Source organism: Streptomyces sp. DSM 40750, from assembly GCF_024612035.1.
Lineage (GTDB): Bacteria > Actinomycetota > Actinomycetes > Streptomycetales > Streptomycetaceae > Streptomyces.
In genome coordinates this window covers 1,191,110-1,212,968 of the sequence record NZ_CP102513.1, presented here as the reverse complement: position 1 = coordinate 1,212,968, position 21,859 = coordinate 1,191,110, and the positions used below count along the sequence as shown (strand labels likewise).

Annotated in this window: 20 protein-coding genes; 14 read left to right on the top strand and 6 right to left on the bottom strand. The window is 71.3% G+C overall.

Annotation, left to right across the window (positions count from 1 at the left end; genetic code table 11):
• Nucleotides 1-2: 2 nt before the first annotated feature.
• Nucleotides 3-695 (top strand): urea ABC transporter ATP-binding subunit UrtE, encoded by a 693-nt coding sequence (gene urtE / locus JIX55_RS05665; protein WP_257562117.1) that lies wholly within the window; start codon nucleotides 3-5, stop codon nucleotides 693-695.
• 88 nt (nucleotides 696-783) lie between these two features.
• On the opposite strand, the gene JIX55_RS05660 is transcribed toward urtE, so the two are convergent.
• Nucleotides 784-2,106: an MFS transporter gene (locus tag JIX55_RS05660; RefSeq protein WP_257569226.1), complete on the bottom strand. Its 1,323-nt coding sequence runs from the start codon at nucleotides 2,104-2,106 to the stop codon at nucleotides 784-786.
• A gap of 139 nt (nucleotides 2,107-2,245) precedes the next feature.
• Here JIX55_RS05660 and JIX55_RS05655 point away from each other — a divergent pair, with 139 nt between their 5' ends.
• Complete coding sequence (locus tag JIX55_RS05655) at nucleotides 2,246-2,605, top strand: ArsR/SmtB family transcription factor (RefSeq protein ID WP_257562116.1); 360 nt, start codon at nucleotides 2,246-2,248, stop codon at nucleotides 2,603-2,605.
• Nucleotides 2,606-2,614: 9 nt separating this feature from the next.
• Complete coding sequence (locus JIX55_RS05650) at nucleotides 2,615-3,625, top strand: endonuclease/exonuclease/phosphatase family protein (protein ID WP_443046378.1); 1,011 nt, start codon at nucleotides 2,615-2,617, stop codon at nucleotides 3,623-3,625.
• Here JIX55_RS05650 and JIX55_RS05645 read toward each other — a convergent pair.
• The 5 genes from JIX55_RS05645 to JIX55_RS05625 all read right to left on the bottom strand — a co-directional run bounded on the left by JIX55_RS05645 (nucleotide 3,600) and on the right by JIX55_RS05625 (nucleotide 10,631).
• Entirely contained in the window at nucleotides 3,600-5,705 is a 2,106-nt protein-coding gene (locus JIX55_RS05645) for a family 43 glycosylhydrolase (protein WP_257562115.1), read from the bottom strand. The two genes, JIX55_RS05650 and JIX55_RS05645, sit on opposite strands and share 26 nt — an antisense overlap.
• A gap of 80 nt (nucleotides 5,706-5,785) precedes the next feature.
• Nucleotides 5,786-7,033: a multidrug effflux MFS transporter gene (locus tag JIX55_RS05640; RefSeq protein ID WP_257562114.1), complete on the bottom strand. Its 1,248-nt coding sequence runs from the start codon at nucleotides 7,031-7,033 to the stop codon at nucleotides 5,786-5,788.
• Nucleotides 7,034-7,143: 110 nt separating this feature from the next.
• A complete protein-coding gene (locus JIX55_RS05635) occupies nucleotides 7,144-8,073 on the bottom strand; it encodes a fumarylacetoacetate hydrolase family protein (protein ID WP_257562113.1) in 930 nt (309 codons plus the stop codon).
• Between the two features lie 69 nt (nucleotides 8,074-8,142).
• The gene (gene paaZ / locus JIX55_RS05630; protein WP_257562112.1) at nucleotides 8,143-9,705 is read right to left on the bottom strand and encodes a phenylacetic acid degradation bifunctional protein PaaZ; all 1,563 of its coding nucleotides are present in this window, start codon (nucleotides 9,703-9,705) and stop codon (nucleotides 8,143-8,145) included.
• Nucleotides 9,702-10,631, bottom strand: a complete 930-nt coding sequence (locus JIX55_RS05625; protein ID WP_257562111.1) for a VOC family protein — start codon at nucleotides 10,629-10,631, stop codon at nucleotides 9,702-9,704. Before JIX55_RS05625 ends, paaZ begins: the two co-directional genes overlap by 4 nt.
• 242 nt (nucleotides 10,632-10,873) lie before the next feature.
• Between JIX55_RS05625 and JIX55_RS05620 the strand changes: the two genes are divergently transcribed.
• The 11 genes from JIX55_RS05620 (at nucleotide 10,874) to JIX55_RS05570 (ending at nucleotide 21,838) form a co-directional block, all read left to right on the top strand.
• On the top strand, nucleotides 10,874-11,464 hold the full coding sequence (locus JIX55_RS05620; protein ID WP_257562110.1) for a carboxymuconolactone decarboxylase family protein: 591 nt from the start codon (nucleotides 10,874-10,876) through the stop codon (nucleotides 11,462-11,464).
• Nucleotides 11,465-11,484: 20 nt separating this feature from the next.
• Nucleotides 11,485-12,333: a fumarylacetoacetate hydrolase family protein gene (locus JIX55_RS05615; RefSeq protein ID WP_257562109.1), complete on the top strand. Its 849-nt coding sequence runs from the start codon at nucleotides 11,485-11,487 to the stop codon at nucleotides 12,331-12,333.
• A 52-nt stretch (nucleotides 12,334-12,385) separates the two neighbouring features.
• On the top strand, nucleotides 12,386-12,916 hold the full coding sequence (locus JIX55_RS05610) for a MarR family winged helix-turn-helix transcriptional regulator (RefSeq protein WP_257562108.1): 531 nt from the start codon (nucleotides 12,386-12,388) through the stop codon (nucleotides 12,914-12,916).
• 213 nt (nucleotides 12,917-13,129) lie between these two features.
• The gene (locus JIX55_RS05605; protein WP_257562107.1) at nucleotides 13,130-14,101 is read left to right on the top strand and encodes an LLM class flavin-dependent oxidoreductase; all 972 of its coding nucleotides are present in this window, start codon (nucleotides 13,130-13,132) and stop codon (nucleotides 14,099-14,101) included.
• A 316-nt stretch (nucleotides 14,102-14,417) separates the two neighbouring features.
• Nucleotides 14,418-14,957, top strand: coding sequence for a cupin domain-containing protein (locus JIX55_RS05600; protein WP_257562106.1), 540 nt, complete (start codon nucleotides 14,418-14,420; stop codon nucleotides 14,955-14,957).
• Nucleotides 14,957-16,129 carry an acyl-CoA dehydrogenase family protein gene (locus JIX55_RS05595; protein ID WP_257562105.1) on the top strand — a complete coding sequence of 391 codons (1,173 nt, stop codon included), beginning with the start codon at nucleotides 14,957-14,959 and terminating at the stop codon, nucleotides 16,127-16,129. The genes JIX55_RS05600 and JIX55_RS05595 overlap by 1 nt, the downstream gene beginning before the upstream one ends.
• A gap of 99 nt (nucleotides 16,130-16,228) precedes the next feature.
• On the top strand, nucleotides 16,229-17,452 hold the full coding sequence (locus tag JIX55_RS05590; RefSeq protein ID WP_257562104.1) for a cytochrome P450: 1,224 nt from the start codon (nucleotides 16,229-16,231) through the stop codon (nucleotides 17,450-17,452).
• Nucleotides 17,453-17,460: 8 nt separating this feature from the next.
• Nucleotides 17,461-19,047, top strand: coding sequence for a class I adenylate-forming enzyme family protein (locus JIX55_RS05585; protein WP_257562103.1), 1,587 nt, complete (start codon nucleotides 17,461-17,463; stop codon nucleotides 19,045-19,047).
• Nucleotides 19,044-20,162 carry an alcohol dehydrogenase catalytic domain-containing protein gene (locus JIX55_RS05580; protein ID WP_257562102.1) on the top strand — a complete coding sequence of 373 codons (1,119 nt, stop codon included), beginning with the start codon at nucleotides 19,044-19,046 and terminating at the stop codon, nucleotides 20,160-20,162. Before JIX55_RS05585 ends, JIX55_RS05580 begins: the two co-directional genes overlap by 4 nt.
• A gap of 72 nt (nucleotides 20,163-20,234) precedes the next feature.
• On the top strand, nucleotides 20,235-20,552 hold the full coding sequence (locus tag JIX55_RS05575) for a 2Fe-2S iron-sulfur cluster-binding protein (RefSeq protein WP_257562101.1): 318 nt from the start codon (nucleotides 20,235-20,237) through the stop codon (nucleotides 20,550-20,552).
• Entirely contained in the window at nucleotides 20,549-21,838 is a 1,290-nt protein-coding gene (locus JIX55_RS05570) for an NAD(P)/FAD-dependent oxidoreductase (RefSeq protein WP_257562100.1), read from the top strand. The genes JIX55_RS05575 and JIX55_RS05570 overlap by 4 nt, the downstream gene beginning before the upstream one ends.
• Nucleotides 21,839-21,859 lie beyond the last annotated feature (21 nt).

Below are 21,859 nucleotides of genomic sequence, written 5' to 3'. Positions count from 1 at the left end.
CCATGCTGGAGATCAACTCCGTCCAGGCCGGCTACGACCGTACGACCGTGCTGCACGGCGTGACCGTCTCCGTCCCGAAGGACGGCGTCGGAGCCGTCCTCGGCCACAACGGCGCCGGCAAGAGCACCCTCCTGCGCGCCGCGATGGGCCTGCTCAAGCCGAAGGGCGGGACCGTCCTGCTGAACGGCGAGGACATCACCCACCTCGCGCCGCACCAGCGGGTGGCCAGGGGCATGGCGTACGTCCCCCAGGGCCAGCAGTCCTTCCCGCACCTCACCACCGCCGAGAACCTGCAACTCGTCGCCGACGGCCGCGCGGACGGCAAGGAGGCCGTCGCCGAGGCCCTGGACCTCTTCCCTGTCCTGCGGGAGCTGTCCGGCCGCCGCGCGGGCCTCCTCTCCGGGGGCCAGCGCCAGCAACTGGCCATCGCCCGCGCCCTGATCACCCGCCCCAGACTCCTTCTCCTCGACGAGCCGACCGAGGGCATCCAGCCCTCCGTCGTCGCCGAGATCGAGGAGACGATCCTCGCCCTGACCCGCCGCGGCGGCCTGTCCGTCCTCCTCGTCGAACAACACGTGGGCTTCGCCATGCGGGCGGCCGAGCGGTACTACGTCCTCGAAGCGGGCCGGGTCACCTCGTCGGGCGAGGGCGGCACGGGCGCCGAACAGACCGTACGGGCGGCGCTCAGCGTCTGAACGTCCGGCACCTGGGGGCGGGCACCTGTGCGCGCCCGCTCCCAGGTCACGTCCTGCGGGACGACGACTCGGGCGCACAGCCCCGGCTTCACGACCGCGCGTGCAGCCCGTCCGCGACGTGGCCGTGGCTGTGCCGCCAGCCTGCCGGTACGCGCCGGGCGCCGGCCAGGTGCGGGTGGCCGAGGGGGAGGTCCGAGTGCACGTGGGTCGCGGGTGGTGACGGCCAGAGCCGTACGGCCAGCAGCGCCGCGCCCAGCGCGATCGAACCCAGGGCGAGTACGGCCCAGTTGAGCCCGGCGGCCGCCCCGAGCCAGCCGGCCAGGGGGTACGTCAGCAGCCAGCAGCCGTGCGAGAGGGAGAACTGGGCGGCGAACGCGGCCGTACGCTCCTCGGGTGGCACCGAGCGGCGGACCAGCCGCCCGGTCGGGGTGAGCACCGCCGAGCACGCGGCACCGAACGCGGCCCAGACGACGAGCAGCGCGGGCAGCCGCCAACTCCCGCCCGACGCGGCCGTGATGCCCCCCAGCCCGGCGAAGACGACGGCCAGCAGCAGCGCACCCGGCAGCATCACCGCCCGGTCCGGCACCCTGTCCAGGACCCGGGGCAGGACCAGGGCCACGACCATCGACCCGGCCCCGTACGCCCCGAGCGCCAGCGCCACGGCACCCTCCGACAGCCCCAGGACTTCGCGGACGTAGACCACGGAGTTGACCGTCACCATCGCACCGGCCGCCGCGACCGAGAGGTTCAGGGCGAGCAGGGCGCGCAGCCTGGGGACGGCGAGGAAAGAACGGAGGCCCGTGCGGGCGCGGCCACGGCCCGGGGTCTCCGTGGCGGCGACCCGCCCGGGCAGCACGGTGGAGACGACCAGCGCGGCCGACGTGAGGAAGCCGAGCACGGTGCCGGTGAACAGCCAGTGGTAGGTGATCACGGACAGCAGCGCGGCCGCGAGCGCGGGGGAGAAGAGGCTCTCCAGGTCGTACGCGAGCCGCGACATCGACAGTGCCCGCGTGTACGCGCGCTCGTCGGGGAGCACGTCGGGGATGACGGCCTGGAACGTCGGGGTGAACGCCGCCGAGGCGGACTGGAGGAGGAAGATCAGGACGTACACCTGCCAGACCTCACCGACGAACGGCAGGAACACGGCGACACCGGCGCGCACCAGGTCCGCCGTCACCATGAGCGCCCGGCGGGGCAGCCGGTCGGCGACCGCGCCCACGGCCGGGGCGATCACCACATACGCCACCATCTTGATCGCGAGGGCGGTACCGAGGACGGAACCGGCGTCGGCGCCCGCGAGGTCGTACGCCAGCAGACCGAGGGCGACGGTCGCGAGTCCCGTGCCGACCAGGGCGATGACCTGGGCGGCGAAGAGGCGCCGGTAAGTGCGGTGGCGCAGGACGGTGAGCATGTGCGCGGCTCCCCTCGGCACGGCGGTCCTCTCGACTCCGTCGAGTGTAGCCATCATGTGCGCACCTGTGCACATGATGGCTCCGGCGAGGATGTCATCGCCCGCCCGGGCCTCTGGTCCATGGCTCTAGGCTGGACTCATGCCTGAACGCCATGCCGTGTCACCTGCATCCGGTGCGCATCTGCGTGCCCCCGACAGCGCGCGGCTCGCCGAGGCGACCGGGGTCTTCGCGATGCTCTCGGACGTCACCCGGCTGCATCTGCTGTGGCTGCTCGCGGAGGGCGAGTCGGACGTCGGCTCGCTGGCCGAGCGCTGCGCGGCGTCCCGGACGGCGGTCAGCCAGCACCTCGCCAAGCTGCGGCTCGCCGGGCTCGTCGAGACCCGCAGGAACGGCCGCCACATCTACTACAGCCTCAGCGACGGCCATCTGCGACGCCTGGTCGTGGAGGCACTGAGCCACGCGGACCACCGGGTCAGCGGGCAGGCACCGCACGACTGAGGACGGCCCATGACCGCTGATTTCGATGCACAGCGTCGGCGTCGAGCCCCACAGCCGCAAGTCTGGGCGCTGGCGCTGGCGCTGGCGCTGGCGCGGGGGCGGGTGGTCGCCGTACTGGCGGTGGTGACGGCCGGGCTGCTGACGTTCCATCGGGCGGTTCCCAACTCCGTGGGCCGCCTGGGCAGTCTGCTGGAAGCGTTCCTGCCCTGGCTCGGCCTGGTGGCCGTGGTCCTGCTCGGTCCGGGGCTGCTGCGCCGTTCGGCCACCGCGCTGATCGCCCTGCTTCTGCCGGTGGCGGCCTGGACGCACATCTTCGGCGGGCTCCTCCTGCCCGGGGCGAAGCCCGGCGCGCGCGACCTGGTCGTGGTGCAGCACAACGTCAGCGACGAGAACACCGACCCGGCGGGTACGGCCCGAGCCCTGGCGGACGCCGAGCCCGATCTCATCGCGCTGGAGGAGCTGGTGCCCGAGGCGCTGCCGGTCTACGAGAAGACCCTCGCCCCGGACTACCCGCACCACGCGGTCCGGGGCACCGTCGGACTCTGGTCGAAGCATCCGCTCACGGAGGCCCGGCTGGTGGACATCAAACCCCAGGGGATCGCGGAGGAGTGGAGTCGCGGGCTGCGGACCCTGGTGCACACGCCGCACGGCGAGATCGCGGTGTACGTCGCGCACCTGCCCTCGGTCCGTGTCGGGGTGAGCGGTCTCGCGTCCCAACGGCGTGACGAGAGTGCCGACCTGCTCGGCAGGGCCGTCGCCGCCGAGAAGCGGGACCCGGTGATCCTGCTGGGCGATCTCAACGGCACCGTGGAGGACCGTGGGCTGGACCCGCTGACCTCACGGATGAACGTGGCGGAGCGGGGCTTTGCCCTCAGCTTCCCCGCCGGCTTCCCGCTGGCCAGGATCGACCAGGTCATGGCCCGCTCGGCGACCGTCGCCCACCTCCGCACCCTGCCGGCCACGGGCAGCGACCATCTGCCGGTCGCCGCGCGGATCACGCTGGGCCGACCACCGGCCTGATGGACTCCAGCGTCGGTACGACCTCCTCGATCGAGCCGTCCGCCGCGAACACCAGCCGGTCCAGGGTGGATTCGCGGCGCATGCCGTCCCCGCGCGGAGTGCCGGGTCCCGGAATCGCGAACCGGTGGTAGCAGATGAACCAGTCGTCGGTGCCGGGAACGTTCACGACGGTGTGATGGCCGGTGGCGAGGATCCCGTACTCGGGCCGCTTCCGCAGGATGACCCCCTGCTTGGTCCACGGACCGAGCGGGGAGGGGCCGGTGGCGTAGGCGACGCGGTAGTCCTCGCTGCGGGTGTCGTCCTCCGACCACATGAAGTAGTAGACGCCCCGCCGCTTGATGACGAAGGCGCCCTCACGGAAGCCGTCCGGGGTGAACTGCCGTACCCGCGCCGGGTCGAAGGAGACCATGTCCTCGTTCAGGGGCACGCCGTACGCCTCGCAGTTGCCCCAGTGGAGATAGGCCGTGCCGTCGTCGTCCTTGAAGACGGCCGGGTCGATCATCTGGCCCTCGTAGTCGTCGCGCGCGATGAGCGGCCGGTCCAGGGCGTCCCGGAAGGGCCCGGTCGGGCTGTCCGCGACCGCCACACCGATCTGCTGGTCGGCGCAGAAGTAGAAGTAGTACGACCCGTCGCGCTCCCCGGCGGCCGGTGCCCAGGCGTAGCGGTCCGCCCAGCTCACATCGGACTCCAGGTCGAGGACGACGCCGTGGTCCTCCCAGGCGACCAGGTCGTCGGAGGAGTACACCTTGAACCGGGTCCCGCCCCAGCCCTCGAAGCCGTCCGTCGTCGGATAGATGTAGTAACGGCCCCGGAACTCCTGGATGTTGGGGTCGGCGTGCAGCCCCGGCAGCAGCGGGCTGCGCATGTGCACGGCCTCGACCGCCCAGGTGCGACTGTTCCCGTCGGCCGCTGTGACGGTGTAGGACTGCGGGGTGCGCAAGTCGCGCGGGGTGCCGGAGGGCGGGTCGATCCGGGCGTCCGTCGACACGTCGAACTCGGGGGCGAGACCGTCGAGTTCGGTGCCCGGGTGCAGCGGCAGGACGACTTTCGAGGCGGCGTCGTCGACGATCGCGTACGCCTTGAGGCCGTCGGGGACGGTGGCGTCGACGACGGACGCCTTCGGTGCGTACGCGCCGAGGAGCCGGTCGTACTCGGCCCGCGTCACGGGCAGCACCGAACCGTGTCGGGCGCCGGGCGGCAGCGCGAAGCCCTCGCACGGCGTCCACGTGCCGGAGCCGAGATCGGTGGTCTCGAAGGGGACGTACCCACGCCCGCTGAACTCGTCGATGAAGAGGTACCACTTGTGGCCCTCCGTGTTCGACCTGAAGACGATCGGTCCCTCGCCCTGCTCGATCACCCCCTGCCCGATCCGGTCGGCCACGAAGTCGTACGAGGTGTCGCACAGCCCGGCCGACTTCTCCACGGTGATGAACTTGCCGCCGGGCGCGGCGCGGGAGTGGGCGCGTTCGTCCTTGGTGAAGCGGTAGTAGGTGTCGTCGTGCCGGACGACGGTGGAGTCGATGACCGAGTGGCCCGGGTCGTTCCAGAGCCGGGGTTCGCTGAAGACGCGGAAGTCGCGGGTGGTCGCGTACAGCATCTTGTTGTGGGTGTCGGCGGTGTGGTCCCGGTCGTCCTCGGCGTACAGCTTGGAGGCCCAGAAGACGACGTACGCGCCGAGGCCGGGGTCGTAGCGGGCCTCGGGCGCCCAGACATTGCCGGCGGTGTCGGGGGCCACGCGCACCAGTCGGCGGTCGGTCCAGTGGACGAGGTCGGCGCTCTCCCAGACCATGAGCGAGGTGCTGCCGGTGCGCTGCGCCTCTTCCCAGCCGCCGTCCCGCTCGCCGTGCATCCTGAGGTCGGTGGCGATCAGGTAGAACCTGTCGCCCTCCGGGGCGCGGACGACGAACGGATCGCGCAGCCCCTGTGTGCCGAGGTCCGAAGTGAGCACCGGCGCCCCGCCGTTGAGCGGGCGCCAGCGCAGGGGGTCGTTGCCCCGGCTGAGCGCGAACCTGATCTGCTCGCCGTCCGGGCTTCCCTCGCCGGTGAAGTAGACGAAGACGTAACCGGCGTACTGCTGCAAGCCGACCTCCAGAGCCGCGAGCTTTTGACGCTTCCTGTTGGAAACTTGTCGAAGATTGTTGCTATCTGCGACGAGTGGCGTCAATCGCCACGTGGCTCCCGGGCCGCATCGAAAGTTTCGACGGCGGCGCTTCCGCGCAGGTCGCGGTCGCCTCGGGCGAGCAGCAGACCGCCCGCACACGCCACACAAGCCGAAGCGATCATGGTCGCGGCCATGGGCAGCGCCGTCCCCTCCCCGCCCAGACCCACGAGCGGTGCGACGAGGGCCGCCAGGCCGAACTGCAGCGCCCCCAGCAGTGCGGAGGCGGTGCCCGCCGCATACGGGGCGCGGGCGGTGGCGAGGGCCGTGGCATTGGCGGCGACCAGGCCCAGTGAGGACGCGGCCAGGTAGATCAGGACGACCGTCGCGACGAACGGGGGGCGCCCGGCCGCCGCCAGAGCGCACAGCAGAGCGCAGCACATCGCCATGGAGAGGAGCCCGGTACGCAACAGAGGCCGGGGGCCGAACCGGCCGACGATTCTGCGGTTGACGGCGCCGGTGGAGGTGAAACCGAAGGCGTTGATCGCCAGCGCCACCGTGTACATGCCGGTCGAGAGGCCGTAGACGTGCTGGTACACGAAGGGTGACGCCGCGAGATACGAGTAGAGGACGCCGAATCCGAAGCCGTACGCCAGGGCGAAGCCGACGTACCGGCGGTCGCTGAGCAGGCCGCCCATGCGGCGGAAGGTGGTGGTGAGCCCGCCGCCGTGCCGCAGCCGTGGCGGCAGGGTCTCGGGTACGCGGAGGAAGACGCCCGAGCACGTCAGTACCGCCAGAGCGGCCAGGACCAGGAAGATCCCGCGCCAGCCCGCGGGGCCGAGGACCGCCCCGCCGATCAGTGGGGCGACCACGGGGGCCACTCCGCCGGTGATCACGAGAATCCCGAACGACCGCGCCGCCGCGCTCCCTGTCGTCGCGCCCTCCGCCGCCCGGTCGGTGATCACCGCGCGGGCGATGACGATGCCGGCCGCTCCGCCGAAGCCCTGGAGAAAGCGGGCCGCGACGAGGAGTTCGACGGACGGGGCCAGGGCGCAGAGCAGTCCGGCGAGCGCGCTCACCGCCGTGCCCGTGAGCATGGGCCGTCGCCGTCCCCAGCGGTCGGACAACGGCCCGATGACCAGTTGGCCGGTGGCGAGACCGACCATGAAGGCGGTCAGGGTGAGTTGGACGCCGCTGACCCCGGTGTTCAGGTCATCGATCATCTGCGGGAAGGCGGACAGATACATGTCCGTGGCCAGTGGCGCCACCGCGTAGGCGAGGGCGAGCACCAGCATCGTCGGTGTCGGCACACCGAGCTCGGTGCCGGAACGGGTGCTTCGAGTGTCGCGACGTGAGCGCGGAGGCATGCTGATTCCCCTTGATTTCCCCTTGATCGCGGCCGGCGGAGTGGGGCGCGGACCTACGCGGTCGCCTTGACGATCTCCACGGTGAGGCGGCCGAGTCCGGTGATCTCGCCCTCCAGCAGGTCCCCGGGCCTCATCCACTGGCCGGTGCCCAGGCCGACGCCGGCCGGGGTGCCGGTGGAGACCACGTCACCCGGCTCCAGGGTCAAGTGCTCCGTTATCTTGACGAGTTGCTCGGGGATCGACCAGATCATGTCCCGGGTGTTGGCATCCTGCTTGGGCTCGCCGTTGAGCCAGAACCGCAGGCGCAGGTTGTTCTCGTCGACGTACCGGGCCGGGACGATGCCGGGGCCGAGCGGGCAGCTGTCGTCGAAGGCCTTGCCGCCGAACAGGTCGAACTTGACCAGGTGTTGGGGGTGCCGCTGCCAGTCACGGGCGGAGAGGTCGATGGCGATGGTGTACCCGGCGACGTACTCCATCGCGTTCTCCGGGGTCAGATGGCGACCTCTCTTCCCGATGACGACGGCGAGTTCGAGCTCGTAGTCGAACTTCTCCGTCTGCTCGGGATACCGCACCGTCTTCCCCGGCCCCACCAACGAGGTGGTCGGCGGCTTGAAGAAGAACAGGGGGATCTTCTTGTCCTTCTCCCAGTCGGTGTGACCGCCGTCCTTCTCCATGTGCTCGTAGTAGTTGGCCCCGGTCATCACGACTTTGCGGGGGAACCGGAGCGGAGTGAGGACGTCCTCCAGCGCGGCCGGGGCGGGCAGCGGCGCGGTGCCGTCCGTGCCGTCGGCGAGCCGCTCCGCGGCTGCCACCAGGATGGGTTCGGTGCGCTCCCAGTGGTCGAAGACGTTCATCAGGCCGCGTGCCGGCTCCGGCCGCAGCGCTTCGGGGGCGACGTCCGCGAGTGCCCAGTGGCGGTCCTCGATCGACAGGACCGGGGTGGGGCGCCCGTCGACGCGCAGGGTGGCCAGGGAAAAGGTCATGGCAAGGGTCTCCGTCATTTCAGGCGGTGTACGACGTCGCACGGTGAGGTCCGGCCGGGCGGGGTATGGCTACGCGCGGCCGGTGAGCGCCGCGAGCATGCTGGGGCCGCCCTGGACCGCGGTGCGCCGCATGTGGTGGAGGATGCCGCGGATGCCGCCCATCTCCTCACCGCCGCCGGCCCGGCCGGGGCCGCCGTGGATCAGCGCGGGCAGGGGGGAGCCGTGGCCGGTGGAGGCCTTGGCGGACTCGGTGTCCAGGACGAGGACCCGGCCGTGCCACGGGGCGAGGCCGACGACCGTCCGGCGGGCGAAGGCCGCGTCACCGGTCACCACGGACGCGGCGAGACTGCCGCGGCCCTGGGCCGCCAGGAAGACCGCGTGCTCCGGCGAGGTGTACGGGATGAGCGTGCTGACCGGGCCGAACGCCTCCACCTCGTGCGGGGCGGTGGCGCCGGGGTCGTCGCAGCGCAGCAGCAGGGGAGTGAGGAACGCGCCGCGCTCCCCGTCGGCACCGACGAAGTCCGCCCGGTCCGGGTCGCCCGAGACCAGCCGGGCCGAGTCGAGCAACGTCTTCACACAGCGCCGCACCTCTTCGCGCTGCCCGAGGCTCGCCAGCGCTCCCATGCGCACCGACGGGTCGGCCGGGTTGCCCACGACCACCTCGGCGAGCCGCGCGGCGGCCGCCTCGCTCACCGCGTCCATCAGCTCGGCCGGGACGAGGGCGCGGCGGATGGCCGTGCACTTCTGTCCCGCCTTCACGGTCATCTCGGTGACCAACTGGTCGACGTACAGGTCGAATTCGGGGGTGCCGGGTGTGGCGTCCGGGCCGAGGACGGAGCAGTTGACCGAGTCCGCCTCGGCGTTGAAGCGAACGGCCTGGCGTACGACCGCCGGATGCGTCCGCAGGCGTTCCGCCGTGGCCGCCGAGCCGGTGAACGACACCAGGTCCTGCTCGGTGACATGGTCGAGGAGGTCGCCCGCGCCGCCGCAGACGAACTGCAGGCTGCCCGGCGGCAACAGGCCCGACTCCACGACGAGTTCGATCAGCCGGCTGGTCAGCCGGCAGGTCTGTGTCGCGGGCTTGATGAGGCTCGGCACACCGGCCAGCACCGCCGGGGCGAGCTTCTCCAGGGGTGCCCACACCGGGAAGTTGTAGGCGTTGATCTGGACGGCCGCGCCCCGCAGAGGTGTGCAGATGTGACCGCCGAGGAAGCTGCCGTCACGGCTCAGGCTCTCCCGCTCGCCCTCGACGTAGACCAACCCGTCGTCCCCGCCGGGAAGTTCGCGCTCGCCCAGGGCCGCGTAGTACTGGACGACCCGGATGCCGCCGTCGATGTCGTACTTGGAGTCGAAGAGCGTGGCGCCCGTGGTCGCGGACAACGCGTACAGCTCCTCGCGGTGGCCCCGCAGATACGTCGCGATGTCGGCGAGGAGTCCGGCGCGCCGGTGGAAGGAGAGGGCGCGGAGTTCCGGGCCGCCGACCGAGCGGGCGTGGTGGAGGGCGGCGGCCATGTCGACGCCGGCGGAGGAGACATGGGCGACCACCTCGCCGGTGACCGCGTCGCGGACGGGTGTTCCCTCCTCGGTGGGGGTGTGCCACTGGTCCTGTGTGTAGCTGCGCAGCGCGCTCATCGTGTCGTTCCGTCCGTCGCAGGTGTGCGGACGGTTCCGACCGTCCCGGCGTATCCGTCGTCGCCGTCCGCGACGGCGTGGTGGCCCCAGATGTCGGCCGTGTAGACGCGGCTCACCCAGGTCTCGTCGTCGACCCGGCGGCCCTCGGCGCCCACCTCGACGCCGAAACCGGCGGGGGAGCGCATATAGAAGGAGAACATCCCGTCGTTGGAGTGCCGGCCCAGCGTCGCCATCAGCGGCACCTTGTGCTCGCGGGCCCGGTCATGGGCGCGGCCGACGTCGTCCATGTCCGACACCTCGCACAGCACATGGTGCGTACCCTCGCGCCTGCGGGACTCGACGAACGCGATGCTGTGGTGGCGCGGGTTGCAGCCCATGAAGTAGAAGGTCCCGCCCAGCGGCAGATGGGTCACGTCGCTGAGGCGGAAGCCCATGACGTCCCGGTAGAAGTCCACGGCCTCCATGGCCTGCGGGGACTTCAGGACCACATGGCCCATGCCCTGGTCGCCGGTCACGAAGGTGACGCCCAGCGGGGAGACGAAGGGGGTCGCGGCGACCCGGCGGCCGATGAACAGCTCGGTGCGCACGGCGCACGGCCCGTCGAACCACAGCATGCGGTCCACCTGCCGCTCGGCGCACTCCTCGGCCGTACCGTCACGGACCTCGACGCCATGTGCCCGCAGGCGTTCCGCCACACGGTCGAGTCCGGCCGGGTCACCGACCTCCCAGCCGATGTACGTCACGCCGCCGGTCTCGGCGGGCCCGACGCTGAACCGGTAGGGGTGTTCATCCAGGCGCAGCAGCCGTTCCCCGGGGGATCCGGCCGGGCCGGCGGGCATGGTGCCGATCACGTCACTGGCGTACGCGACCCAGCCGTCCGGGTCCGGTGTACCGATACCGAGATAGCCCAGGCTGCGAATACTCATCGAAACCTCCACTGGTCGAGGCCCTGCCCGTGAGGGCGCGAGGGGCCGCCGCTGGTCGAAGGTAGTTGTAAGAGTTCTAATTATCAAGGCTCTTACGAAACCTGCGACAAGGTTTGCGAGACCCTTGACTGTCAGAGTTCTATCTATCTACGGTCGAGGCATCCGACGACGGCTCGACGGCCGTCACGACGACGTCGGCCGCCCGTCATGGCTGGCGCCGGCCGTCACGAAGGGGCGACCCCATGCCTGTATCTGAGCCGCGCCTGTCACCCGTGGCGGAGAAGGACATCCCGGAGAAGGCGCTGGCGGCTCTGGAGCCGTACCGCAACGCCGAGGCCGGCGGTGACATCTACGCGATCTGGACGACACTCGCCGCGCACCCGGACGCGCTGCGCCGCTTCCTCGTCTTCGGCAACCACGTCCTGGGCAGGAACACCCTGTCCGTCCGGACCCGCGAGCTGGTGATCCTGCGGGTCGCCTGGCTCACGCAGGCCGAGTACGAGTGGCTGCAGCACGTCCGCATCGCCCGCCGGGCCGGAGTGTCCGACGACGAGATCCGGGCGCTCGGCACGCCCGAGCCGGCCGGCTTCGACGACACCGAACAGGTCCTGCTGCTCGCGACCGATCAACTCGTCGGCGTCGCGGACCTCGACGACGGTACCTGGAAGCGGCTGCGGGACCGGCTCGGCACCGAGCAGCTCATCGACCTCGTCTACACGGTCGGCCAGTACCAGACCGTCGCGATGGCGATCAACGCCTTCCGTATCCGGCCCGAGCCGGACATCGCCGCGCTGCGCGCGGAACTCCCGCTGCCCGCGCCCACCGCTCCCTGACCTCGTAGGAGAGAGACCTCATGAAGCTCGCCAACCTCGCCGGCCGGGCCACCGTCATCCTCGGCGACCGCGCCCTCGATGTGGAGAAGGCCAGCAACGGGGCGCTCGGCCCCGACCCCGCGGTGCTCTACGACCTCGAGAACCACGACGAGCTGCGCCGGCTCGCCGGGGCGGCGGACGACGCCGACCTCGCCGAGTACGACGAGAAACTCCTCGGCCCGGTCTCCCCACGCGCCCCGAAGATCCTCGCCGTCGCGCTCAACTACCGGGGCCACGCCGAGGAGTCGGACATGCCGATCCCCGAACAGCCCACGGTCTTCGGCAAGTTCAGCAGCTCCCTGACCGGGCCGTACGATCCGGTGATCGTGGCCGAGGGCATCGACAAGTGCGACTTCGAGGCCGAGGTCGTGGTCGTCATCGGCAGGACCATGCGCTCGGTGGAACCCGGGGCGGTCTGGGACGGCATCGCGGGGGTGACCGCCGGGCAGGACGTCACCGACCGCCGCGAACAGTGGCGCAAGCCGCTGAACCAGTTCACCCTCGCCAAGTCCTACGACACCTACAGTCCGACCGGCCCGCTGATGGCGACCGTCGACGAGTTCGAGGACCCCGACGACATCGAGATCATCGGACACGTCGACGACCTGGAGGTCCAGCGCGGCCGTACGTCCGATCTCATCTTCCCCGTTCCCGAGTTGGTCTCCTGGCTCTCCCGGCACGTGACCCTGGAGCCCGGCGACCTGGTCTTCACCGGCACCCCGGCCGGCTGCGGAGTCCGGCGCGTACCGCGTCTGTACCTGGAGCCCGGGATGACGCTGACCACCGAGCTTCCGGGTGTCGGTACGATGCGCAATCCGATCAGTCGGTGAGATCACGACGCGCTGTTACGATGCGACCGATCCGGACGAAGGGAGCCCTCACGTGTCGGACGATCACGTAGGTGACGCCGTCGGCCATCCGCGCTCCCGCGAGTTCTTCGACAAGGTGCGGGCCCGCCACCAGGAGATGGGCCACACGGACCGTCAGCTGGACGGGGTCGCGCTGGTCACCCATCTCACCAGGCTCGTCGCGCGCCTCGTGCAGGACTTCGAGGCCTCCGTGCACCGGCCGCTCGGGATGACCTGGGCCGGATTCCGGATCATGAACACCCTCTGGGTCTTCGGGGACATGGAGCAGCGGGAGATCGCCCGTATCTCCGGCACCTCGCGGGCCAGCGTCTCCAGCGCCCTCAACACGCTCGAGGAACGAGGCCTGGTCGAGCGGCGCCGTGAGCAGGGCGACCGGAGGCTCGTCCGGGTCTCGCTCACCGAGTCCGGCCTCACGATGCTGCACAAGGCCATCGAGGGACAGACCGAGCGCGAGCACGCCTGGATGGGAGTCCTGGAGGACGAGGAGATCTCCCAGTTGGTCACCCTGCTGGGCAAGATGGTCAACCAGGAGCACCCGGCGTAGTCCGCCGTTCGACGGCTTCCGGTTCCGCTCACAAGCCCCTGACCGGCGGTTTTCCGCGTGCGCGGGCATCCCTCGGGTCGGACTCGGGAGGCCTCTCCTCCAAAGTCGTAGGACCCTTGACGATTAGAACCCTGACACTTACGTTCTCCCCACGCTCTCCCCAACCTGTTCCGCTTCCTGGGCAATGACGCCCCGCACCCGCTGCGAGGAACGATGGACATCGGCTGTCTGTTCGCGCCAACCACCGCCACCCCGGACCACATCGCGGAGGCCGAGCGACTCGGCTTCACCTACGCCTACGTGTACGACTCGCCCTCCCTGTTCGCGGACGCCTGGATGACCCTGGGCCGCACGGCGGACCGCACCTCCCGGATCCGGCTCGGCGTCGCGGTGGTCACCCCCAAGCTGCGCCACCTCGTCGACAACGCCGCCGCCGCGGTGACCCTCGCGGCCCTCGCCCCGGGCCGGGTGGACGTCGTGGTCGGCGCCGGCTTCACCAGCGCCGCACTGCTCGGCCGCCGGGGCGCCCGCTGGGCGGAGGTCGAGGAGTACATCGTGGCGCTGCGCGCCCTGATGGCCGGCGAGGAGATCGACTGGGAGGGCTCCCGGATCACCCTCACCTTCCCCGGCCACTGCGGACTCGCCCCCGTCACCGACGTACCGGTCCTCGCCGCCGCACACGGCCCCAAGGGCTTCGCCGTCGCGGGCCGGGTCGCCGACGGGGTGGTCACCAACCCGAGCCACAGCTCCGAGCCGATCCCCTTCGAGGGCCGGGTCGTGGTGACCGCGTACGGCACGGTCCTCGACGACGGCGAGGAGCTCTCCGACCCGCGAGTCGTCGACGCCGCCGGACCCGGCGCCGCGCTCGCCCTGCACCTCGGCGACTTCGGCCCCCTCGCCGGCACCGACGAGGTGCGCGGCTACCAGGCCTGGCTCGCCACGATCCCGGAGCAGCGCCGCCACATAGAGACGCACCGGGAACACCTGATCGGGGTGACCCCCGAGGAGCGTTCCTTCATCACCCCGAAGGCGATCGAGTCCGCCACCGCCACCGGTACGCCGGAGCAGATACGCCACCGCCTCCAGCAGTTGGAGGCCTCGGGCGCCACCACGGTCGCCTACCAGCCGGCCGGGCCGGACATCACCCGCGAACTGCGCGCCTTCGCGGCGGCCGCGGGTCTGTGATCCCCACCGCGTCAGAGCGCGGGGGGATCGGCCGTCGGACGGGCGCGGGTCGACGGGGCCGCTCACGCCCACGCGGCGGAGCCGCGTATGGCACGGCCCCGCGCCCCTGAGCACACCGGGCGCGCCCCACGCTCCAAGGGGTGCGGAACCGCGCGAGCAACCGCGCAGCCCGATCCACCAGGTCCCAGCTCAGCCCGATCCATCGGGCCCACACCCCCGCCCGATCCCATCGGTCCGTGATCCGAGGCCGAGCCGCCCGAGCCCCCTTCGCTCCGCCCCACCCCGCTCAACACCCCGCTCAACGAGGAGTACGACCATGCCCCGCAGAATCGTCACCGGCCTGAACGAGCACGGCCAGGCCGCCGTCGTCCAGGACGGCCCCGCCCCGCGCACGTACGAACTGAAGCACACGCCGGGCTTCGCCAACTCGCTGGTGTGGTCGACGCCCGCCGAGCCGGTCGTGCCCTTCGACGGCACCGACCCGACACCGGCCGTCGCCTCCTACGCCCCCGCACCCGGCGAGACCCGGCTGATCCACCTCGTCATCCCCCCGGACACCGTCTACCTGACCGAGGGCTTCGACTTCGCCGCGGCCGCCGCCGAGCGCTTGGAGACCAGCCCCGGCCTGGCCGAGCTGTTCGAGCCGGACGCGCCCGGCATGCACACCACCGACACCGTCGACTACGGCGTCCTCCTCCAGGGCGAGATCGTCCTCGAACTCGACGCCGGCCACGAGACCACCCTCGCCCCGGGCGACATCGTCATCCAGAACGGCACCCGCCACGCCTGGCGCAACCGCACCGACGCCCCCGCCGTCGCGCTCTTCGTCCTCATCGGCGCCCGGAGGAATGCCTGATGCCGCACCTCGACCCCACCGACGCCCTGGAACTCGACTCCGAACTCGACGAGGTCGAGCGGCTCATCCGGGACACCGTCAGCGCCTTCGTCAAGGACAGGGTCACCGACCACGTCGCCGACTGGTTCGAGGCGGGCACCTTCCCCACCTTCGAACTCGGCCCGGAGATCGGCAAGCTGGGCCTGCTGGGCATGCACCTGGAGGGCTACGGCTGTGCCGGCGCCGGCGCCACCGCGTACGGCGTGGCCTGCCGCGAACTGGAGGCCGCCGACTCGGGCCTGCGCAGCTTCGTCTCCGTCCAGGGCTCCCTGGTCATGTTCCCCATCCACCGCTACGGCTCCGAGGAACAGAAGCAGCAGTGGCTGCCCAGGCTCGCCTCCGGTGAGGCGATCGGCTGCTTCGGGCTCACCGAACCCGACCAGGGCTCCGACCCCGGCGGTATGCGCACCCAGGCCAAGCGCGACGCCGGGGGAGACTGGATCCTCAACGGCACCAAGATGTGGATCACCAACGGCTCCGTCGCCGACATCGCGGTCGTCTGGGCCCGCACCGAGGAAGGAATCCGCGGCTTCCTCGTCCCCAAGGGCACTCCCGGCTTCACCACCAGCGAGATCCACCGCAAGCTGTCCCTGCGCGCCTCGGTGACCGCCGAACTGCACCTGGAGGACGTACGGCTGCCCGGTGACGCGGTGCTCCCCGGCGTCACCGGACTGCGCGGACCGCTGTCCTGTCTGTCCGAGGCACGCTTCGGCATCCTCTGCGGAGTCGTCGGTGCGGCCCGCACCTGCTACCTCTCGGCGCTGGAGTACTCCACCACCCGTGAGCAGTTCGGGCGGCGGATCGGCGGCTTCCAGCTGACCCAGGGCAAGCTCGCCCACATGCAGGTCGAACTCGTCCGCTCCCAGCTGCTCGCCCTGCGCCTGAGCAAGCTCAAGGACGCCGGGAAGCTCCGCCCCGAGCAGGTCAGCCTCGGTAAGCTCGCCAATGTGCGCGCGGCCCTCGACATCGCCCGCTCGGCCCGCACCGTCCTCGGCGCCAACGGCATCACCACCGAGTACCCGGTGCTCCGCCACGCCAACAACCTGGAGACGGTCCTCACCTACGAGGGCACCGAGGAGATCCACACCCTCGTCGTCGGAGAGTCCGTCACGGGCCTCGCGGCGTACCGCTAGGCCTGATCCGCCGGACAGGCCCCGAGCACCCCCGGGCGGGCCGTGACTGAGGGCGGCCCACCCGGCGAGTCATGTACGACACCACGGGAGGCGAGCGTCGTGACGACACACGCGCACGAGCACGACCAGGCGAATGACCTCGCGAACGACTTCGTACAGGGCATTCGTCTCGAAGACCTCTGGGACGACCCCTATCCCATCTACCGCAGGCTTCACCACGAGGCCCCCGTGGCCTGGGTCCCCGCCGCCGGCCGCTATCTGATCACCCGGCACGAGGACGTCGTCTTCGCCGAACAGCACCCGGAACTCTTCAGCTCCCGCGAGAAGGAATCCCTCGTCCTGAAGGTCATGGGTGCCAACATGCTCCGCGAGGACGACCCCGAGCACCGCAGGCTACGGGCCGCCGCCGAGCCGCCGGCCCGGCCCCGCCGGGTACGGAACGACTGGAGCCCGATCTTCCAGCGCACCGCCGACGAACTGATCGACTCCTTCGTCGCCAAGGGCGAGGCCGACCTGTGCGCCGACTTCGCCGGACCCTTCGCCGCCACCAACCTGGCGCATCTGCTGGGGATCCCGCGGGTCCCGGCCGCGGACATGATCCGCTGGTCGCAGGACATGATGGACGGCAACAGCAACTACGCCGACATCCCGGAGGTCTGGGACCGGGCCGTCGCCGCGGCCGGCGCCGTGGAGGAGGCCGTCGACGAAGCCGTACGACGCCTGCGCGACGAGCCCGACGGATCGGTGATCTCCTCGATGCTGCACGCCGAGGAGCCGCCCACCCTCCAGCAGATCAAGAACAACGTCAAGGTCATCATCGGCGGCGGGATCAACGAACCCCGCGATGTGCTGACCGCCGGGGTCTGGGCCCTGCTCACCCACCCCGGGCAGCGCGCCGCCGTCGAGGCCGACCCGGCCAGGTGGCGGCACGTGTTCGAGGAGACGGTCCGCTGGATCTCACCGATCGGCATGTACCCCCGCCAGACCACCGAGGACATCGAGCTGTCCGGCGTCCGCATCCCGGCCGGCTCCCGGGTCGCCCTGGTGATAGGCGCGGCCAACCGGGACGAGGACGTGTTCCCCGAGCCCGACCGCTTCGACATCGACCGTGAGCAGCGCAACCATCTCGCCTTCGGCGGCGGACCCCATTTCTGCATGGGCACCTGGGTCGCCCGCCACGAGGTCGGCGAGATCGCCTGGCCCACCCTCTTCCGGCGGCTGCCCGGCCTCGAACTCGACCCGGACCGCCGGGTGGAGCTCGGCGGATGGGTCTTCCGCGGGCTGCTGAACCTGCCCGTCCGCTGGAGACGCCAGAACCACTAGGAGCGACGTTGTCCGAGAACATCAGCGCCCCGCCGGACACCTGGTTCGGCGCCCGGCTCCTCACCCATGCGACCGAGTCCGGCTCCCGTGCCGCCCTCGTCTTCGAGGACCGGTCCTGGACCTACGCGGAACTGGACCTCGCGGTCCGCCGCACGCTCGGCCGCCTCACCGAGCAGGGCGTACGCAGGGGCGACCGTGTGGTCATGCGGGGTGAGGCCCGGCCCGAGGCCATCGTCACGATGTTCGCCGTGACACGGATGGGCGCGGTCCTCGTCCCCGTCCACCCTCAGATGACGGGGCGCGAACTGGCCGTCGTCCGCGAGGAGACCGAGCCGCGCGCGATCGTCGCCGACGGAACCTTTCTGGAGACACTGCCACCGGGCACGGAACTCCGCCTGCCGTGGGCGGAGATCAGCGACCCCGACGCGCCCCCGGTGGAGGCCGACGCACCGCCCGCCGGCTCCGACGTCGCGATCATCGCGTTCACCTCCGGGACCTCCGGACGGCCCAAGGGCGCCGAGCTCACCCACGACAACCTCCACTGGAGCATGGTCAACGGGATGACCCGGCTGCCCGTGACCGAGGACGACGTCGTCCTGGTGGCCACACCGCTGGCCCATGTGGCCGTCCTCGGCGGGCTGCCGCAGTACACCTGGGCCGAACGCGGCACCGTCGTCCTGGCGCCCAGGTTCGACGGCGGCCTCTTCATCGACCTGGTCCGGGACCACGGAGTGAGCGCCGCCTTCGCCGTACCGGCGATGCTGTCCCTCCTCACCCGGCATCCCCGCTTCGACGGCCCCGACCTCGACTCGCTGCGCTGGGTGCTGGCGGGCGGTTCCCCGGCGATGTCGTCGACGACCACCCGGCTCCTCGAACGCGGGGTCAAGGTCGTCAACTCGTACGGCCTGACGGAGTCCAGCGCCGGCGTCACCTACGCCGTGCTCGACGAGGTCGCCGACCGTCCGACCTCCGCCGGGCCGCCCGTGCCGCACGTCGAACTGATCGTCGTGGACGACAAGGGCGCCGCCGCACCGGTCGACAGCGTCGGCGAGATCTGGCTGCGGGGACCGTCCGTGGCCGCCTCGTACCGGACGAGCGCGGGACCGCTGCCCGTCACCGACGCGGACGGCTGGTTCCACACCGGGGACCGAGGCCGGTACGACGAGCGGGGGCGGCTCGAAGTCGTCGGACGCGCCAAGGAACTGATCATCACGGGCGGCGAGAACGTCGACCCGGCGGAGGTCGAGAACGCACTCGTCGACCTGCCCCGCGTCCTCGAAGTCGCCGTCGGCGGTACCCCGGACCCCGTCTGGGGCGAGCTCGTCACCGCGTACGTCGTGGCGAGCGCGCCCGAGCCGACGCTCGACGACGTCCGGCACCATCTCGAAGGCCGGCTCGCCCGGCACAAGTGGCCGCGACGGCTCCGCGTCGTCCCGGCACTGCCCCAAGGGGCCACCGGAAAGCTCCAGCGGAAGGCCCTCACCGAACTGTCCGCCGACCGGCCTCCGGCCGACGGCACCACCTCCACCAGCGACCCCACGACGACTGGCGACCACACCACCGCGAAGACCCGGCACACCCAGGAGAGACCATGACCGAGACCATGCGGGCAGCACGTATGCACGATGTCGGCGAGCCCATGCGGATCGAGCGGGTCCCCGTCCCGGTGCCGGGCCCCGGCGACGTACGGGTGGCCGTGCACGCCGTCAACATCGTGCCCAACCTCGCCAACATCCTGACGATGTGGACCACTTGGTTTCCGCACAGCCCCCTGCCGACCCTCCCGGCCATTTTCGGTCTGGACCCGGCCGGCGTGATCGACGCGGTCGGTGAGGGCGTGGAGGGCTTCGAGGTCGGCGACCGGGTGTACGTCAACCCGGGCCGCAGCTGCGGCTCTTGCCGGTCCTGCCGCAACAACGACTCCATCAACTGCGCCAGTTACGCCTTCGCGGGCTACTTCGGCTTCTCCGAGTCGGCCCTCGGCCTCCTCGACCGCTACCAGGGCGGCCTCGCCGAGTACCTGGTCGCCCCCGCGTACGCCCTGGTGAAACTGCCCGACCAGCTCTCCTTCAACGCCGCCGCCCGCTTCGGCTACATCGGCACCATGTACTCGGCGCTGCGCAAGGCCGACGCCGGCCCCGGCAAGACCATCCTGGTCAACGGCATCAGCGGCACCCTCGGCATCGCCGCCGCCCTGCTCGCGCCCGCCCTCGGACTGACCCACGTCTACGGCACCGGCCGCGACCGGAACCTGCTGGAGCAGGTCGACAAGCTGGCCCCCGGCCGCTTCCACCTGCACTCCCTCGACGACGGCCCGCTCGACGAATGGGTCCGTGCGGAGACCGGCGGCCACGGCGCGGACATCTACATCGACGCGCTCGGCCCGGGCGCCCCGCACGAGACATTCCGCGCGGGCATGCGGGCGATGGCGCGCGGCGGTATCGCGGTCAACATCGGCGCCATCGCGGGTGATGTGCCGGTCGACGTCCACCGCATGATGGACCAGCAGCTGAGGCTGATCGGCTCGGCCTGGTTCACCTCCGGGGAGGGCCAGACGATGGCCGACCTGGTCGCGGCCGGGCTGCTCGACCTCAGCCCGCTCGAACACCAGGTGTACCCGCTGGAGCAGGTCAACGACGCCATCAGCGGCACCGCCGAACGCAACGGCGGCTTCAGCAACTTCATCGTCAGTCCGTCGGCCACCGCGTAACCAGTACGGCTGTCGTCCCACCACCGCGGCGGGAACGCACCACCCCCACAGGAACGAGAGGAAGACCTCGCCATGCCCAAGGTGACCTACGTGCAACAGGACGGCACCCAGACCGTGCTCGACCTGCCGCCCGGCACCACCGTCATGCGCGGTGCGGTGGCGGCCGGCGTCCGGGGCATCGTCGCCGAGTGCGGCGGCAACCTGATGTGCGCGACCTGCCATGTGTACGCCGCCGAAGCCGACCTCTTCCCGGACCCGACCGCCGACGAGGACGAACTCCTCGACTGCACGGCCGAGCCCCGGCGGGACAACAGCCGGCTCAGCTGCCGGCTGACCCTCACCGACCAGGTGGACGACCTGGTGATACACGTACCGGGAGCCCAGACATGACGGACACGCACCCCGGGATCGTGATCGTCGGTGCCGGCCAGGCGGGCGTCCAGGCCGCCGAGTCGCTGCGCGACGCGGGCTTCACCGGCCCCCTCACGGTCATCGGCGACGAACCCGAACTTCCTTACCAGCGCCCGCCGTTGTCGAAGGAGTACCTCGCCGGAAAGCTGTCGGCGGGCGAACTGACCCTCCGTGCGGACCGGTTCTACGCCGACCGTGACATCGACCTGTTCATCGGCCGCCGCGTCGTGGGCCTCGACCGGGCCCGGCAGCGGGTCACGCTCGACGACGACAGTGAACTCCCGTACGGGCACCTGGTGTTGGCGACCGGCTCCCGACCTCGTCCGCTGCCGTTGCCGGGCAGCGGGCTCGCCGGGGTGATCAACCTGCGGACCCGTGCCGAGGCCGACGAGCTGCGTCGGCGGCTGGGCGAGGTGCGGAACGTGGTGGTGATCGGCGCCGGATTCATCGGCCTGGAGTTCGCCGCCGCCTGCCGGGCCGCCGGGCTCGGCCCCGTCGTGCTCGACATCGCCGAGCAGGTGATGGGCCGCGCGGTGTCCGCACCCACCGCCGACCACTTCGCGGAGCAGCACCAGGCACAGGGCACCCGGCTCCTGATGGGCACCGCGCCCACCGAACTGGTCGGCCGGGACGGACAGGTGACCGGCGTCCGCACGGCGGACGGGGCAACGATCCCCGCCGACCTGGTGGTCACCGGCATCGGTGTCCTCCCCAACGCCGAACTCGCCACCCTGGCGGGCCTGGAGACCGACAACGGCATCGTCGTCGACGAACACCTCGCCACCGCCGACCCGCACATCTCGGCGATCGGCGACTGCGCGGCCTTCCCCGCCCCGCACGGCGCGCCGCACAGCGATCCTTACGGCGCGGTTCGGCGCATCCGGCTGGAGTCGGTCCAGAACGCCGCCGACCAGGCCCGCTGCCTGGCCGCCCGGCTCACCGGCGCGCCACGACCGTACGACGCGCTGCCCTGGTTCTGGAGCTACCAGGGCGACCTCAGGCTCCAGATCGCCGGCCTGTCGACGGGCCACGACCGGACGGCCGTGCTGGGTGACGACAAGGACAAGGGCTTCTCGGTGCTCTGCTTCCGCGACTCCGCCCTGATCGCGGTCGAGTCCGTGAACCGCCCCGCCGATCACATGGCGGCGCGGCGGCTGCTGGCGGCGGGCGTCACGGTCACCCCCGAGGATGCCGCCGAGCCCGGTTTCAGCCTGCGCGGCCATCTGGCCCGGGCGGCCGATCCGGAACGGAGGGCTCTGGCATGACGACCGATCTCGAACGGAGGC